This is a genomic window from Nonomuraea sp. NPDC050691, assembly GCF_040654455.1.
Taxonomy (GTDB): domain Bacteria; phylum Actinomycetota; class Actinomycetes; order Streptosporangiales; family Streptosporangiaceae; genus Nonomuraea.
On record NZ_JBFAIA010000054.1, the window covers coordinates 15,027 to 29,279 of the forward strand.

Annotated in this window: 11 protein-coding genes; 9 read left to right on the plus strand and 2 right to left on the minus strand. The window is 72.9% G+C overall.

Annotated features, from left to right (window positions below; genetic code table 11):
• Positions 1-2: 2 nt before the first annotated feature.
• The 4 genes from AB0H81_RS20825 to AB0H81_RS20840 are packed head-to-tail and all read left to right on the plus strand — an operon-like array spanning position 3 to position 5,510.
• Complete coding sequence (locus tag AB0H81_RS20825) at positions 3-1,571, plus strand: ABC transporter permease subunit (protein WP_358376779.1); 1,569 nt, start codon at positions 3-5, stop codon at positions 1,569-1,571.
• Positions 1,568-2,407: a sugar ABC transporter permease gene (locus AB0H81_RS20830; protein WP_358376782.1), complete on the plus strand. Its 840-nt coding sequence runs from the start codon at positions 1,568-1,570 to the stop codon at positions 2,405-2,407. Before AB0H81_RS20825 ends, AB0H81_RS20830 begins: the two co-directional genes overlap by 4 nt.
• Positions 2,408-2,411: 4 nt before the next feature.
• On the plus strand, positions 2,412-4,199 hold the full coding sequence (locus AB0H81_RS20835; protein WP_358376784.1) for a glycoside hydrolase family 13 protein: 1,788 nt from the start codon (positions 2,412-2,414) through the stop codon (positions 4,197-4,199).
• Between the two features lie 54 nt (positions 4,200-4,253).
• On the plus strand, positions 4,254-5,510 hold the full coding sequence (locus AB0H81_RS20840) for a right-handed parallel beta-helix repeat-containing protein (protein ID WP_358376787.1): 1,257 nt from the start codon (positions 4,254-4,256) through the stop codon (positions 5,508-5,510).
• A 3-nt stretch (positions 5,511-5,513) separates the two neighbouring features.
• Here the strand turns inward: AB0H81_RS20840 and AB0H81_RS20845 are convergent, their stop codons facing one another.
• The gene (locus AB0H81_RS20845) at positions 5,514-6,077 is read right to left on the minus strand and encodes a TetR/AcrR family transcriptional regulator C-terminal domain-containing protein (protein ID WP_358376790.1); all 564 of its coding nucleotides are present in this window, start codon (positions 6,075-6,077) and stop codon (positions 5,514-5,516) included.
• A gap of 88 nt (positions 6,078-6,165) precedes the next feature.
• Here AB0H81_RS20845 and AB0H81_RS20850 point away from each other — a divergent pair, with 88 nt between their 5' ends.
• The 5 genes from AB0H81_RS20850 (at position 6,166) to AB0H81_RS20870 (ending at position 13,673) form a co-directional block, all read left to right on the plus strand.
• Positions 6,166-9,285: a cytochrome P450 gene (locus tag AB0H81_RS20850; RefSeq protein WP_358376793.1), complete on the plus strand. Its 3,120-nt coding sequence runs from the start codon at positions 6,166-6,168 to the stop codon at positions 9,283-9,285.
• Between the two features lie 177 nt (positions 9,286-9,462).
• Positions 9,463-10,062: an ACT domain-containing protein gene (locus tag AB0H81_RS20855; protein ID WP_358376796.1), complete on the plus strand. Its 600-nt coding sequence runs from the start codon at positions 9,463-9,465 to the stop codon at positions 10,060-10,062.
• A 115-nt stretch (positions 10,063-10,177) separates the two neighbouring features.
• Positions 10,178-11,341 carry an acyl-CoA dehydrogenase family protein gene (locus tag AB0H81_RS20860; protein ID WP_358376799.1) on the plus strand — a complete coding sequence of 388 codons (1,164 nt, stop codon included), beginning with the start codon at positions 10,178-10,180 and terminating at the stop codon, positions 11,339-11,341.
• Positions 11,342-11,459: 118 nt separating this feature from the next.
• A complete protein-coding gene (locus tag AB0H81_RS20865; protein ID WP_358376802.1) occupies positions 11,460-12,446 on the plus strand; it encodes a cation diffusion facilitator family transporter in 987 nt (328 codons plus the stop codon).
• Between the two features lie 24 nt (positions 12,447-12,470).
• Positions 12,471-13,673, plus strand: coding sequence for an acyltransferase (locus tag AB0H81_RS20870; protein ID WP_358376805.1), 1,203 nt, complete (start codon positions 12,471-12,473; stop codon positions 13,671-13,673).
• Here AB0H81_RS20870 and AB0H81_RS20875 read toward each other — a convergent pair.
• Positions 13,663-14,172, minus strand: a complete 510-nt coding sequence (locus AB0H81_RS20875) for a hypothetical protein (RefSeq protein ID WP_358376808.1) — start codon at positions 14,170-14,172, stop codon at positions 13,663-13,665. The two genes, AB0H81_RS20870 and AB0H81_RS20875, sit on opposite strands and share 11 nt — an antisense overlap.
• Positions 14,173-14,253 lie beyond the last annotated feature (81 nt).

A 14,253-nucleotide genomic window follows, 5' to 3' on the forward strand; every position in this document is an offset into this window, starting at 1 on the left:
CCATGGCGCACGACGCGCGCGCGGCGGCGGACACCCGCAGGGGGCCGCGGCCGCGCCGGGAGGTCACCACGGCGTTCGTGGTGAGCAGGATCGCGGTGCTGGCCGTGGCCGCCGCGCTCCTGCTCTACGCCGTGCCGCCGCTGGTCGCCGACGGGGCCTGGGTGTCGCTCACGCTGCTCTGCGCGGCGAGCGCGGGCATCGCCTGCCTCTACCTGACCCGGCGCTTCGTCCCGGCGAAGTACCTCGTCCCGGGCACCGTCTGCCTGATCGCCTTCCAGGTGTTCCCCGTCCTGTACACGGTGAGCACGGCGTTCACCAACTTCGGCGACGGGCACCGCGGCGACCAACGGGCGGCGATCACCGCCATCGAGACCGGCTCCGTCCGGCAGGCCCCCGGCTCGCCCGAGTACGCGCTGACCGCGGCGCTGCGCGACGGCGAGCTGGTGTTCCTCCTCGTGGACCCCAAGACCAAGAGCGTGCAGGCCGGGTCCGGACAGGGGCTGACCCCGGTGACCGGCGCGCAGGTCGGCATCACCGGCAAGGTCCTCCAGGCCCCCGGCTTCACCGTGCTGAAGGCGCCCGAGGCCGCCGCCCGCGGCCAGGAGATCTCCAGGCTCGCCGTGCCCACCCCCGGCGGGGTGATCAAGGCCAACGGGCTGAGCCGCGCCGTCGAGGGCCGCGCCGCCCTCGTCTACGACGCCGCCTGCGACTGCGTCAACGGCGAGCGCGGGCCGTGGAAGGCCGACCGGACGCGCGGCTACTTCGTCAACGCCCAGGGCGAGCACCTGGCGCAGGGCTGGCAGGTGAACGTCGGGTTCGGCAACTTCACCCGCGTCCTCACCGACCCGACGATCTCCGGGTACTTCCTCGGCGTCTTCGGCTGGAACCTGGTGTTCGCCCTCGCCTCCGCCGGTGGCACGTTCGTGCTCGGCATGGCCGTGGCCCTGGCCCTGCACCACCCTCGCATGCGCGGCACCAAGGTCTACCGGATCGCGCTGATCCTGCCGTACGCGATGCCGTCGTTCGCCATGCTGCTGGTGTGGCGCGACATGTTCAACCGCGACTTCGGCCTGATCAACCAGCTCCTCGGGGCGAACGTCGACTGGCTCGGCCAGAGCGGCACGGCCCGCGCGGCGGTCATCCTGGTCAACCTCTGGCTCGGCTTCCCGTACATGTTCCTCGTGACGACCGGCGCGCTGCAGGCCATCCCGCGCGAGCTGACCGAGGCGGCCTCCATCGACGGGGCCTCGCCCTGGTACGGGTTCCGCAAGGTGACGCTGCCGCTGCTGCTGGTGGCGCTCACCCCCTTGCTGATCTCGTCGTTCGCGTTCAACTTCAACAACTTCAACGCCATCCAGCTCACCAGCGAGGGTGGCCCGTTCCCCGCCGACAGCCCGCAGGTGGGCGCGACCGACCTGCTCATCACCTACACCTTCCGCCTGGCCTTCGGCGCGGGCGGCGCGCAGTTCGGCTTCGCGGCGGCGATCTCGGTGTTCATCTTCGCCCTCGTGGCCGTCATCTCGGCGGTGGCCTTCCGCCGCACCCGCAAGCAGGAGGAGGTCTACGCGTGAAGCTCGCGCTCAGGCACGGCTTCGTGCTGCTCGTGTGCGTGTTCGCCCTGGTGCCGATCCTCTTCGTGGTCTCGGCGGCGATCAACCCGCTCGGCACGCTCGCCTCCACCGACCTGGTGCCCAACGGGGCGAGCCTCGGCAACTTCGCCGACCTGTTCACCAACGACCGGTACCCGTTCGCCCGCTGGTTCCTCAACTCGGTGTTCATCGCGCTGGCCGCGTCGTTCGCCAGCCTGATGCTGTCGATGATGGCCGCCTACGCCTTCAGCCGGATGCGCTTCGGCGGGCGCCGGGTCGGGCTCCTGGCGCTGCTGCTCATCCAGATGTTCCCGCAGTTCCTGGCCATCGTGACCATCTTCATGATCTTCACGCGGGTCACCGAGCTGTACCCGGCGATCGGCTTCGACACGGTGTGGGGCCTCATGCTGCTCTACCTGGGCGGGGCGCTGGGCGCGAACACCTGGCTGATGAAGGGCTTCCTCGACACCGTGCCGAAGGAGCTGGACGAGGCGGCCACCGTGGACGGCGCGACCCACGCGCAGATCTTCTGGCGGGTCATCCTGCCGTTGGTCACCCCCATCCTGGCGGTGACCGGGCTGCTCGCGTTCATCGGGATCATGAGCGAGTTCATCATGGCCAGCGTGTTCCTGCGCGACCCCGAGAGCAAGACGCTCGCCGTCGGCATGTTCGGCATGATCGCCGGCGACCAGCGCAACGCCAACTTCGGCATGTTCGCCGCGGGCACGCTGATCACCGCGATCCCGACCGTGGGCGTGTTCCTCTGGCTGCAGAAGTTCATCGTCTCCGGCCTCACCGCCGGGGCCGTGAAGGGATAGCCGCATGCTGCTGTTCGCGGGGGAGCCGCACCACGACGGCTCCGCGCTCTACGTGTCGGACCTCGCGCCGTCGCTCGGCTCGCGGGTGACGATCTGGCTCCGCGCGCCCCGCTCCGCCGGCGTCACCGCCGTGCACGTCCGCACGGTGGAGGACGGCGAGCCCCGCTACACCCAAGCCGCCGTGGACGAGCTCAGGACGTCCTCGGACGTCACCGGGTACGGCCCGGACGACGTGTGGTGGCGGGCCGAACTCACCGCCGTGAACCCGGTGACCCGCTACCGCTTCCTGCTGCTCACGGCCCGCGGCCAGGCGTGGCTCACCGCCGGCGGCCTCGTCGCCCACGACCTGACGGACGACACCGACTTCCGGCTCGTCGCCCACGACCCGCCGCCGGCCTGGATGGCCGACGCGATCGTCTACCAGATCTTCCCCGACCGTTTCGGCCGCTCCGGCGCGTCCCGGCCGCTGCCCGGCTGGGCGCTGCCGCGCGACTGGGACCGCGACCCGGTCATCCCGAGCGGCCCCGGCACCTCCCAGCAGTTCTACGGCGGCGACCTCGACGGCGTCGTCCGCCACCTCGACCACGTCCAGGCCCTCGGCGCCGACACCGTGTACCTCACGCCGATCTTCCCGGCCCGCTCCAACCACCGCTACGACGCCGCCGCGTTCGACCGGATCGACCCGCTGCTCGGCGGCGAGGAGGCGCTGCGGCGGCTCGCGGACGCGCTGCACGGCCGCGGCATGCGGCTGCTCGGCGACATCACCACCAACCACTGCGGCGACACCCACCCGTGGTTCACCGCCGCCGTGTCCGACGTGAACGCCCCCGAGCGCGAGATGTTCTTCTTCGACCCCGACACCGGCGACTACGAGGCGTGGTTCGGCGTCAAGACGCTGCCCAAGCTCGACTGGGGCAGCGACCTCGTCCGCTCCCGCGTGCCGGACGTGCTCAGGAAGTGGCTGGGGCCGCTCGACGGATGGCGCGTGGACGTGGCCAACATGACCGGGCGGCACGGCGCCGGGGACCTCACGCACGAGGTCGCGGCGCTGCTGCGGCGCGAGCTGGGCCCCGGGGTGGCGCTCGTCGCCGAGCACTGCCACGACGCCTCCGGCGACCTGGACCGCGACGGCTGGCACGGGACCATGAACTACGGGGGCTTCACGCGCCCCGTCTGGACCTGGCTGCGCGGCCCCGGCCTGGACCTGACCCACTTCCTCGGCGTGCCCGGCGGGGTGCCCGCGCGCGACGGCGCGGCGGCCCTGGCCACGGTCCGGACGTTCGCCGCGCACATGTCGTGGCGCTCGCTCGTCCACTCCTGGCAGCTCCTCGACTCGCACGACACGCCGCGCATCCGCACCGTCACCGGCTCCCGCGCGCTCCACCTGGTGGCGCTCGGCCTCCAGGCCACGCTGCCGGGCACGCCGATGGTGTTCGCCGGCAGCGAGTTCGGCCTCACCGGGGTGAACGGCGAGCACGCGCGCACCCCCATGCCGTGGGAGCGGCCGGCCGACCAGGACCTCGCCACCCTCGCGGCCTACCGGGAGCTGTTCGGGCTGCGGCGCGCCGAGCCGGCGCTGCGGCGCGGCGGGCTGCGCTGGCTGCACGCCGACGCCGACCACCTGGTCTTCGCCCGCGAGAGCGAGGCCGAGACCCTGCTCGTGAGCGCCCGCCGCGCCCCCGGTGAGCCGCTTCCGCTGCCCGGGCCGGCGACCCCCGTCTACAACACTTCGGACACGAACGGGATCCCAGGTGACGGACCCGCCGTGAGGATCTGGCGTCTGGCGCGGTGAGCCGATACGTTAACGCCCTGCCTCCTTGAGCGTTCAACTTGATAACCGGGCGTGGTGAGAGTGAACCTTCTGTCAGCGGCTGTCCTGACGTCGTCCCTGCTTCCGTTCGACGCGGGGACCACGCTCCACGCGGGCACGACGTACTACGTCGACTCCCGCAAGGGCGACGACTCGGCCGCCGGCACCAGCGCCACCGCCCCGTGGCGCTCGCTCGACAAGGTCAACGCCGCCGACCTGAAGCCCGGTGACGCGGTCAGCTTCAAGCGGGGCAGCCGGTGGACCGGCACCCTCACCCTGGCCGCCAAGGGCACGGCCGCCCGGCCCATCGTCGTCCAGCCGTACGGCAAGGGCCCGCTCGCCGCGATCAGCAGCGAGGAGGGCAACTGCGTGGTCGTCAGCGGCGACCACTGGCGCGTCAGCGGCCTGCGCGCCTCCGGCTGCCTGTGGGCCGGCTTCGAGGTCGGCGGCGACGGCAACCACCTGGCAGGGGTGCGGGCCGACCACAACATCGCCGGCGTCTGGATCACCCCGACCGGCTCCCGCAACGTGGTGCGCGACAGCGTCATGGCCGACAACGACAAGATGAGCGTCAACGACGACACCGCCGACAACGACTCCGGGGCGTTCGGCATCCTGCTCAACGGCGACGACAACCTCGTCACCCGCAACACGATCACCGGCAGCGACGCGCAGAGCCGCGACTACGGCAGGGACGGCGCGGCCGTCGAGATCTTCGACGGCGACCGCAACCGCGTCACCTACAACCGCGCCCACGACAACGAGACGTTCACCGAGCTCGGGGCGATGAAGGGCAAGACCGCCACGGGCAACGTGTACGCGTTCAACGTCGTCACCTCGTCCCTGCAGCAGAGCTCGTTCCTCGTCACCCGCGGCCCGCGGCACGTGGTGGGGCCGGTGCTGGGCACGATCGCGGTGCACAACTCGGTGTACCTGACCGGGCGGCGCACCGTCGGCTGGACCTGCCACGGCGGCTGCTCGCCGTCGGTGCTGCGGCTGCGCAACAACGCCGTCCTGGTGGGCGGGCAGGCCGGCTACGAGGACGGCAGGGGCGCCGACGAGGCGGGCGGCGTCTACAAGGGCCGCTCGGCCCGCTTCCGGCCCGGCCCGAGGACCGCCATGGCCGACCCGCGCTTCGTCTCGCGCACCGACCTGCGGCTGCGCCCTGGCTCCCCGGCGCTGCGCAACGGGCTGCCGCTGTCGCAGGCCTGGTTCGGCGGCGCGGCCCTGACGTCGGACATCGCGGGCAAGCCCCTGTCCTCGCCGCCGTCGGCGGGCGCGTACCAGCCCTGACGGTCAGGGGCGGGGGAGACCACGGATGATCATGTCGATGGCGGTCTCGAAGGCGCGGTCCGCCTCTGCCGGGTCCTCGCGCCCGAGTGCGCCCTGCCGCTCGGTCAGCATCAGCCCCGCCACGAACCCGTGGAGCACGTCGGCCGTACGCGTCCGCTCCTCCTGCGGCACGCCCGCGTCGGCGAGGATCGGGTAGAGCACGTCCCACATCCCGCCCTGGTGGCCGCTGATGACCTCGGGGTGGGTGTGGATGTACGACCACAGCGACGGATACCGGTGGACCAGCCGGCGGTAGGCGTGGGCGAGATCGCGCAGCCGCCTCTGCCAGGGCAGGCCGGGCCGCTCGGGCAGCAGGTCCAGGCGACGGGCCATGGTCTGGCAGATCTGGGTGATCAGCGCCGTCTTGTTCTCGACGTGGTGGTAGAGCGACATGGGGTTCACGTCGAGGGCCGCGGCGAGCTTGCGCATGGACAGCGCCTCGACGCCGCCCTCCTCCACCAGGCGCAGCGCCGTCGAGCAGATCTCCTCGGGAGTCAGGGGGGCACCCCTGCGCGCACTGACAGCCATACGGTGTATGTTAGCCATAGCCATACGGTGTATGGCTGCGTACGGCCATCGACATGGCTGCTCGAGAGGCGACACCCAGGGAGCGTTCATGAAGCAGATCCCCTCACCGTCCGGCCTGCCCCTCCTCGGCAACACCCTGCAGATCCCGGCGCACTCGCCCATGGCGCACTTCACCGAGCTCGCCGGCCGGTACGACGAGGGCCTCTTCCAGCTCGACCTCCTCGGCCGGAAGGTGGTCTTCGTCTACGACCCCGACATGGTGGCCGAGCTGTGCGACGAGACCCGGTTCCGCAAGCGGATCGAGCCGCCCCTGTCGATCGTGCGCGACTTCTCCGGCGACGGGCTGTTCACCGCCGAGCTGGACGAGCCGGTCTGGGGCCAGGCCCACCGCATCCTCATGCCGGCCTTCAGCCAGCGCTCGATGAAGGCGTACTACCCGCAGATGCTGGAGATCGCCGAGCGGCTCGTCGCCTCGTGGGCCTCCCGCCAGGGCGAGGACCTGCCCGTGTCGGACGACATGACCCGGCTCACCCTCGACGTCATCTCCCTGACCGGCTTCGGCTACCGCTTCGAGTCGTTCCGCTCGCCCGAGCTGCACCCGTTCCTCAAGGCCATGGGCGGCGCGCTCACCGAGGCCATGATCCGCAACCGGCAGCTGCCCGTGGTGACCAAGCTCAAGCGCGGGAACGAGGAGGCCTACCGCCGGGACATCGCCACCATGCGGGAGCTGGTGGACGACGTCATCAGGCAGCGCAGGGCCGAGCCGTCCGGCGGGGCCAAGGACCTGCTCGGGCTGATGCTGGAGGCGTCCGACCCGCTCACCGGCGAGCGCCTGCCCGACGCCAACATCCGAGACCAGGTCCTCACCTTCCTCATCGCCGGGCACGAGACCACGAGCGGCCTGCTCTCCTTCGCCCTGTACAACCTGCTGCGCCACCCCCACGCCCTGGCCCAGGCCTACGACGAGGTGGACCGGCTGCTGCCCGGCGACGAGCCGCCCTCGTACGAGACGATCATGAAGCTGGACGTGATCCCGCGCGTCCTCGACGAGACGCTGCGCACCTGGTCGCCCATCCCCGCCTTCTCCGTCACCGCCCTGGAGGACACCACCGTCGGCGGCTACCCGTTCCCGGCGGGCACGCCCGCGGTCTTCGTCCTGCCCACCCTGCACCGCCACCCGAAGGCGTGGGAGCGGCCCGAGGAGTTCGACATCGACCGCTGGCTGCCCGAGAACAGGAAGGACCACCACCCGGCCGCCTACAAGCCGTTCGGCAACGGCGAGCGGGCCTGCATCGGCCGGCAGTTCGCGCTCACCGAGGCCCGGCTGACGCTGGCGATGCTCCTGCGCCGCTTCGCGCTCTCCGACCCCTCGGCGTACAAGATGCAGATCAAGCAGACGCTCACCCTCAAGCCGGAGGGCTTCACCCTCAAGGTGCGCGAGCGGCGCCCGCACGAGCGCTTCCGCGCCGCGGCTGTGGCGAGCGAGGCGGAGGAGCGCGACGACGCGCGGGAGATCGCGGTGACCGGCGTGCCGCTCACCGTCGCCTACGGCTCCAACCTCGGCACCTGCTCCGACATCGCGGAGCGGCTGGCCGAGCGGGCCGGCCGGTCCGGGTTCGCCACCACGCTCACCACGCTCGACGACCTCGAACCGCCCCGCGAGGGCCTGCTCGTCGTCGTCGCCTCCTCCTACAACGGCAAGGCCCCCGACAACGCCCAGCGCTTCGACGCCCTCGACACGCTGCCCGACCTGTCGGAGGTGCGGCTCGCGGTCCTCGGCTGCGGCAACACCCAGTGGCCCACGTACCAGGACTTCCCGCGCCGCGCCCACGACAAGCTGACCGCCGCCGGCGCCGTGCCGCTGGTCGAGCGCGGCGAGGCGGACGCGGACGGCGACTTCGACGGCGACGTGTCCGGCTGGACCGCGAAGCTGTGGGCGGCCCTCGCCGAGGAGTACAGCGCCTCGGCCGCCGACGCCGGCCCCCGCTACGAGGTGGAGGTGCTGACCGAGGCCGAGGTGCGGCCCGCCGTGGTCTCCGAGCGCGCCTTCCCGCTGACCGTCGTGTCCAACGAGGAGCTGACCTCCGACCCGGCCGGGCTCTGGGACTTCTCCGTGGAGGCGCCGCGGCCCGGCGTCCGCTCGATCGTGGCCGAGCTGCCCGAGGGCGTCACCTACTCCGCCGGCGACCACCTGGCCGTCTTCGCCAAGAACGACCCCGAGCTGGTGGAGTGGGCGCTGCGCTGCCTGCGCGTGCCGCGCGACCAGGTCGTACGGCTGCGCGCGAAGGGCGGCACGCACCTGCCGGTGGACCGGCCCGTCACGGCGGGGCTGCTGCTGACCGAGTTCGCCGAGCTGCAGGAGGTCGCCACCCGCGCCGACCTGGAGGCGCTGGCCGCCCACACCGGCTGCCCGTGGACGCGGCAGCAGCTCGCCGCGCTGTCCGCGGACTACGCCGACGAGATCCTCGCCAAGAGGGTGTCACCGCTGGCGCTGCTGGAGCGGTTCCCGGCCATCGAGCTGCCGCTGGCGGCGTTCCTGGAGATGGCCGGCCCGATCAAGCCGCGCTACTACTCGGTGTCGTCCTCGCCGCTGGCCGAGCCGGGCCGGGTGCGGATCACCGTCGGGCTCGTCGAGGGCCCGGCCTGGTCCGGCAGCGGGCGCTACCAGGGCATGTGCTCGGCCTACCTGGCCGCCCTCGCCCCCGGCGAGACGTTCTACGGCTACGTCCGGGTGCCCGCGCCGCCGTTCCGGCTCCCGGACGACCCGCAGACGCCGGTGATCCTGGTGGGGCCGGGCACCGGGTTCGCGCCGCTGCGCGGGTTCCTGGAGGAGCGCGCGCTCAGCGGGGCGACCGGGCCGGTCGAGGTGTTCACGGGGTGCCGTCACCCTGGGCACGACCTGCTGTACCGCGACGAGCTGGCCGGTTGGGCCGAGGCGCCGCACGTCCGGGTCCACGAGGCGTTCTCGGCCGTGCCGGGGCACCCGTACAGGTTCGTCCAGGACGCCGTGGCCGCCGAGGCCGGCCGCGTCCGGGAGCTGCTGGAGGCCGGCGCGTACGTGTACGTGTGCGGCGACGGGCTGCGCATGGCCCCGGCCGTCCGCGCGGCGCTCGCCGCGATCCACCGCGACCGTACGGGCGGTGACGGGGAGGCGTGGCTGGCGTCCCTGGAGGAGCAGGGCCGCTACCAGCAGGACGTCTTCGCCTGACCGTGGGGGGCGCGCCGGCCTGCGCGGAAAGGCGCAGGCCGCGGGCGGCAAAGGCTCTCTGAGGGACCTGCTGCGCGCTCGGATATTGGGATATAACCGCAGCATGTGCGACATATACCTAAAACATTCCCGAAACGTTGTGGCGGCACTGTGGGAGCCCTCGAAAGGAGGGCGCCGATGCTGTTGCGACTGAGGGTGTCGCTGCCGGACCGGCCGGGCGGGCTCGGCCAGGTCGCGCGGGCGCTCGGCGCGCTGGGCGCCGACATCTTGCAGGTGACCGTGCTCGAACGCGCGTCGGGCCGGGCCGTGGACGACTTCACCGTGTCCTGGCCGGGCGCCGCCACGACGGACGAGGTCCGCGACCGGCTGTCGGCGGTTCCCGGCGTCCGCATCGAGGGCGTCTGGGCCAGCAGGGAGGTGCCGGGCTCGGCGCCCGACTACGACCTGCTCATGCACGTCGCCGCCGACCCCGGGCGGGCCTTCGCGACGCTGGTGGACGCCCTGCCGGGGCTGTGCTGGGCCGAGTGGTCGCTGGCGCTGGCCGGCGGCGAGGTGCGGCACGGCAGCCTGTCCGCCCCCGCCGTGTTCGACCTGGACGAGCCGCCCCTGCGCGCCGCCACGCGCGTCTCCGAGAAGCTGCGTCTCATGCTGCTGCCGGTGACCGCCCACGGCATCCACGTGGTGGTCGCCCGCTCCGAGGGCCCCGGCTTCCACCGCGCCGAGGTGGAACGGGCCGCCCGCATCGTGGACGTCGTCTCCGCCATGGCCCTGCGCTGAATCCCCGCGCCGGGTGCCCGCGCTGACGTTGACCCGCGAAACGGCGGATCATTAGCGTGAGCGGCGGAGCCGTGCGCGGATCCGCCCCCGCGCGGCGCTGACGGAGGAGCGGCAGATGGACTTCGAGCTGACCGACGAGCAGCGGGCCTTCCGGGAGACGCTCCGGGCGTTCGTCGACAAGGAGATCGTGCCGGTCGCGACCGAGTGGGAGCACTCCGGCCGCTATCCTGCCGAGATCGTCGACACGATGCGGCGGATGGGGCTGTTCGGCCTGTCCGTGCCCGAGAAGTACGGCGGGCTGGGCGCCGACATGGTGTCCTTCGCGCTCGTCTTCGAGGAGATCGCGCGCGGCTGGATGGGCGTCGCGGGCATCCTGGGCTCCCACTCGATCGCCTGCTGGATGATCGCCCGCCACGGCACCGACGAGCAGAAACGCCTCCACCTGCCCGACCTCGCCTCCGGCGCCCGCCGCACCGGCATCGCGCTCACCGAGCCCGCCGCGGGCACCGACCTCCAGGGCATCCGGACGCGGGCCGTACGCGACGGCGACCACTACGTCGTCACCGGCACCAAGACGTGGATCACCAACGCCCGCCACGCCGACCCGCTGCCCGTGCTCGTCAAGACGGCCGTCACCGAGCCGGCCCACAAGGGCATGTCCGTGCTGCTCGTCGACCCGTCGGCCGAGGGCTTCACGGTCAGCCGCGACCTGCCCAAACTGGGCTACAAGGGCACCGAGACGTGCGAGGTCGTGCTCGACGGCGTACGCGTGCCGGACTCGGCGCTGCTCGGCGGGGTCGAGGGGCGCGGCATGCAGCAGGTGCTCGGCGGGCTGGAGACGGGCCGGGTCAACATCGCCGCCCGCGCGGTCGGCGTCGCCCAGGCCGCCTACGACGCCGCCCTCGCGTACGCGCGCGAGCGCACCGCGTTCGGGCAGCCGATCGCGGACTTCCAGGCCATCCAGCTCAAGCTCGCCGACCTGGCCACCGAGATCCAGGCGGCCCGCCTGCTCACCTACTGGGCCGCCTCCCGGGCCGACGGCGGCGGCCGGATCGACATGGAGGCGGGCATGGCCAAGTACTTCGCCTCCGAGGTGGCGCTGAAGGCGTCGCTGGAGGCGATGCGGATCCACGGCGGCTACGGCTACTCCCAGGAGTTCGTGGTGGAGCGGCTCTACCGGGACGCGCCGCTGATGGCCATCGGCGAGGGCACGAACGACGTGCAGCGGCTGGTCATCGCCCGTGCCCTCGTCGCGGGCAAGGGCCGGATCGGCTGGTAGGAGGAGGGCCATGTCCGGACACGGGCACCAAGACGGGCACCAAGACGGGCACCAAGACGGGCACCGACACGGTCACGGGCACGGTCACGGTCACGGGCACGCCTCCGGTGGGGGGACGGTGCGGCGCGCGCTGTCGCGCCTGTGGCACGCCGCCGCCCCGCACAGCCACGACAGCGCCGACAAGACCGACGCCGCCCTGGAGGGCAGCAGCCGCGGGCTGCGGGTGCTGGCCGTCTCGTTCGCCGTGCTCATGGCCACCGCCGCCGTCCAGGCCGTCATCGTCGCGATGTCCGGCTCGGTCGCCCTGCTCGGCGACACCCTGCACAACGTGGCCGACGCGCTCACCGCCGTGCCGCTGGCCATCGCGTTCTCACTCGGCCGCCGCGCCGCCACCCGCCGCTTCACCTACGGGTACGGCCGAGCGGAGGACCTCGCCGGCATCGCCATCGTCGTCGTCATCGCCGCCTCGGCCGCGGTGGCCGGGTACGAGGCGATCCGGCGGCTGGCCGAGCCGCAGGACCTGCGGGCGGCCGGATGGGTCGCCGCCGCCGGCGTGGCGGGATTCCTCGGCAACGAGTGGGTCGCCCGCTACCGGATCAAGGTGGGCAGGGAGATCGGCTCCGCCGCCCTGGTGGCCGACGGCCTGCACGCCAGGAGCGACGGGTTCACGTCGCTGGCGGTGCTGCTCGGCGCGGGCGGCTCCGCGCTGGGCTTCCCGATCGCCGACCCGGTCGTCGGCCTGCTCATCACCGCCGCCATCTGCTTCGTGCTGCGCGACGCCGCCCGGGAGATCTACCACCGGCTCATGGACGCCGTCGACCCCGCCCTCGTGGATCAGGCCGAGGCCGTCCTGAGGACCGTCGAGGGGGTGCGCGAGGTCGGCTCGGTCCGGATGCGCTGGATCGGGCACGCGCTGCACGCCGAGGTGGACATCCTCCTGGACCACGACCTGACGCTGGTGCGGGCACACGCGCTGGCCGTCGAGGCGGAGCACCGGCTCATCCACGACGTGCCGCGGCTGCGCGCCGCCACGGTCCACACCGACCCCCACGGCCCCGCGGACGTCGACCACCACGCCCCTCTGCATACGCATCGCATCACCTGAGGCGCTCCGGGTAGGTTGGGCCGGGTGTCCTCAGCGCCCACTCTTCCGTCCGGCCCCCGTCCCGCGCCTCCGGCCGTCCCGGGCGGGGAGCGCAGGCTGGCCTGGCTGGACGCGCTGCGCGGCGTCGGCGCGATGGCCGTGGTCGCCGAACACATGCTCCCGTGGTTCCTGCCGTCGCTGCGCCCGTACTGGTTCAGCCTCGGCGTCTACGGCATCCTCGTGTTCTTCCTCGTCAGCGGCTACATCATCCCGGCCTCGCTGGAGCGGCACGGCGACCTGCGCCGCTTCTTGGTCAGCCGGGCCTTCCGCCTCTACCCGCTGTACCTGGCCGTCGCCGCGCTGGTGATCGGCCTGGCCTGGTGGGTGCCGGTGCGCGAGGAGGTGCCGCGCGACGGGTCGGCGGTGGCGGCGCACGCGACCATGCTGCTCGACGTCGTCGGCGTGGGCGGCGTCGCCGACACGATGTGGACGCTGTCGTACGAGATGGTCTTCTACCTGCTCGTGACCGCGCTGTTCGTGATGCGGGCGCACGAGCGCAGCGGGGCGCTGAGCGTGGTGTTCGCCGGCCTCTCGGTCGTCGTCGGGCTGGCGCTCGCGGGGGCGGTGGTGACGGACGGCTGGCTCGCGTACGCCTCGGGCGCCGTGTTCGCCGCCGGGCTCGCCGCCGTCGTCTCGGGCCGGTTCCGCACGGTCGGCGCCTGCCTGCTGGGTGTGATGGCGCTGGCGTTGCCGGTGCTGGGCGGCCGGGTGCCGTGGCTCGGGGTCGCGGTGCTCGGCGTGATGTTCGCGGGCACCGCCGTCCACCGCTGGGAGCGCGGCACCGCCCCCTTGTGGCCCGTGGCGGTCACCGGCGCGCTGGTGGCCGCGGCGCCGGTGGGGGCGATCGGGTCGGGATGGTGGTGGGTCCAGCCGGACGTGTGGATCACCACGGTCGCGCTGGCCGCGGTCACGTTCGCGGGCGCGATGGCGCTGCGCGGGCGCCGCCTGCCGCGGGTGCTCACCTGGCTCGGGCTGATCAGCTACTCGCTCTACCTGGTGCACCATCCGCTGCTGAAGTACTTCGTCGAGGTCACAGGGGATCTGCGGCGTGCGCCGTTGCCGTTGCAGTTGTCCATGGCGGTCGCCGCGCTGGCGCTGGTGATGCTGGTCAGTGCCCTGGCGTACCGGTTCGTGGAGCGGCCGATGCAGCGCCTCGGCCGCCGCGCGGCCCGCCTCGTCACGAGCTGACGTACCGCGCCGGCTCCCCGGGCGCCGCGCCCGCCGGCTCGAGACCGGGACCCGAGGTCAGGGCGGCGGCGATCTCCGGGTACGGCAGGAGCGCCGCGCGCACGACCGGGTCGCCGTCCATCAGGAACGCCAGATGCCGCACCGCGTGCGCGGCGACGTGCTCGACCTCGACCCGTTCCGGCGCGGGCGTGGCGGGGGCGGCCCCCCGCGCGATCTCGAGCTCCGGCGGCCCGGCCAGCATGGTCGCCGGCAGCCACGGCGCCGGATCGGGGCACACGGCGTACGTGAGCACCACCTCGCCCTTCGGCAGGTAACGCCAGCTCGTGGAGTGGACGACCGTGCCCCGGTCACCGGCCGCGACCCCGCTGACGCGCCGGGCAGCCTCGTCGGGCGTCTCTCCCGGGGCCGGGACGGTCGAGACGCGCCGGTAGGCCCAGCGTCCGCCGGCGTCCGCCCGTAGCATGAGCGTCTCAACCGAGACCACGTGTCTTCCCGTCACCGCCACCAACTTACTGCCAATGGTGTGCAAGTGCGTTATGAACGCAGGTGCTGGTGGAGCGCTGGGGCGCGAGAGAGAGGC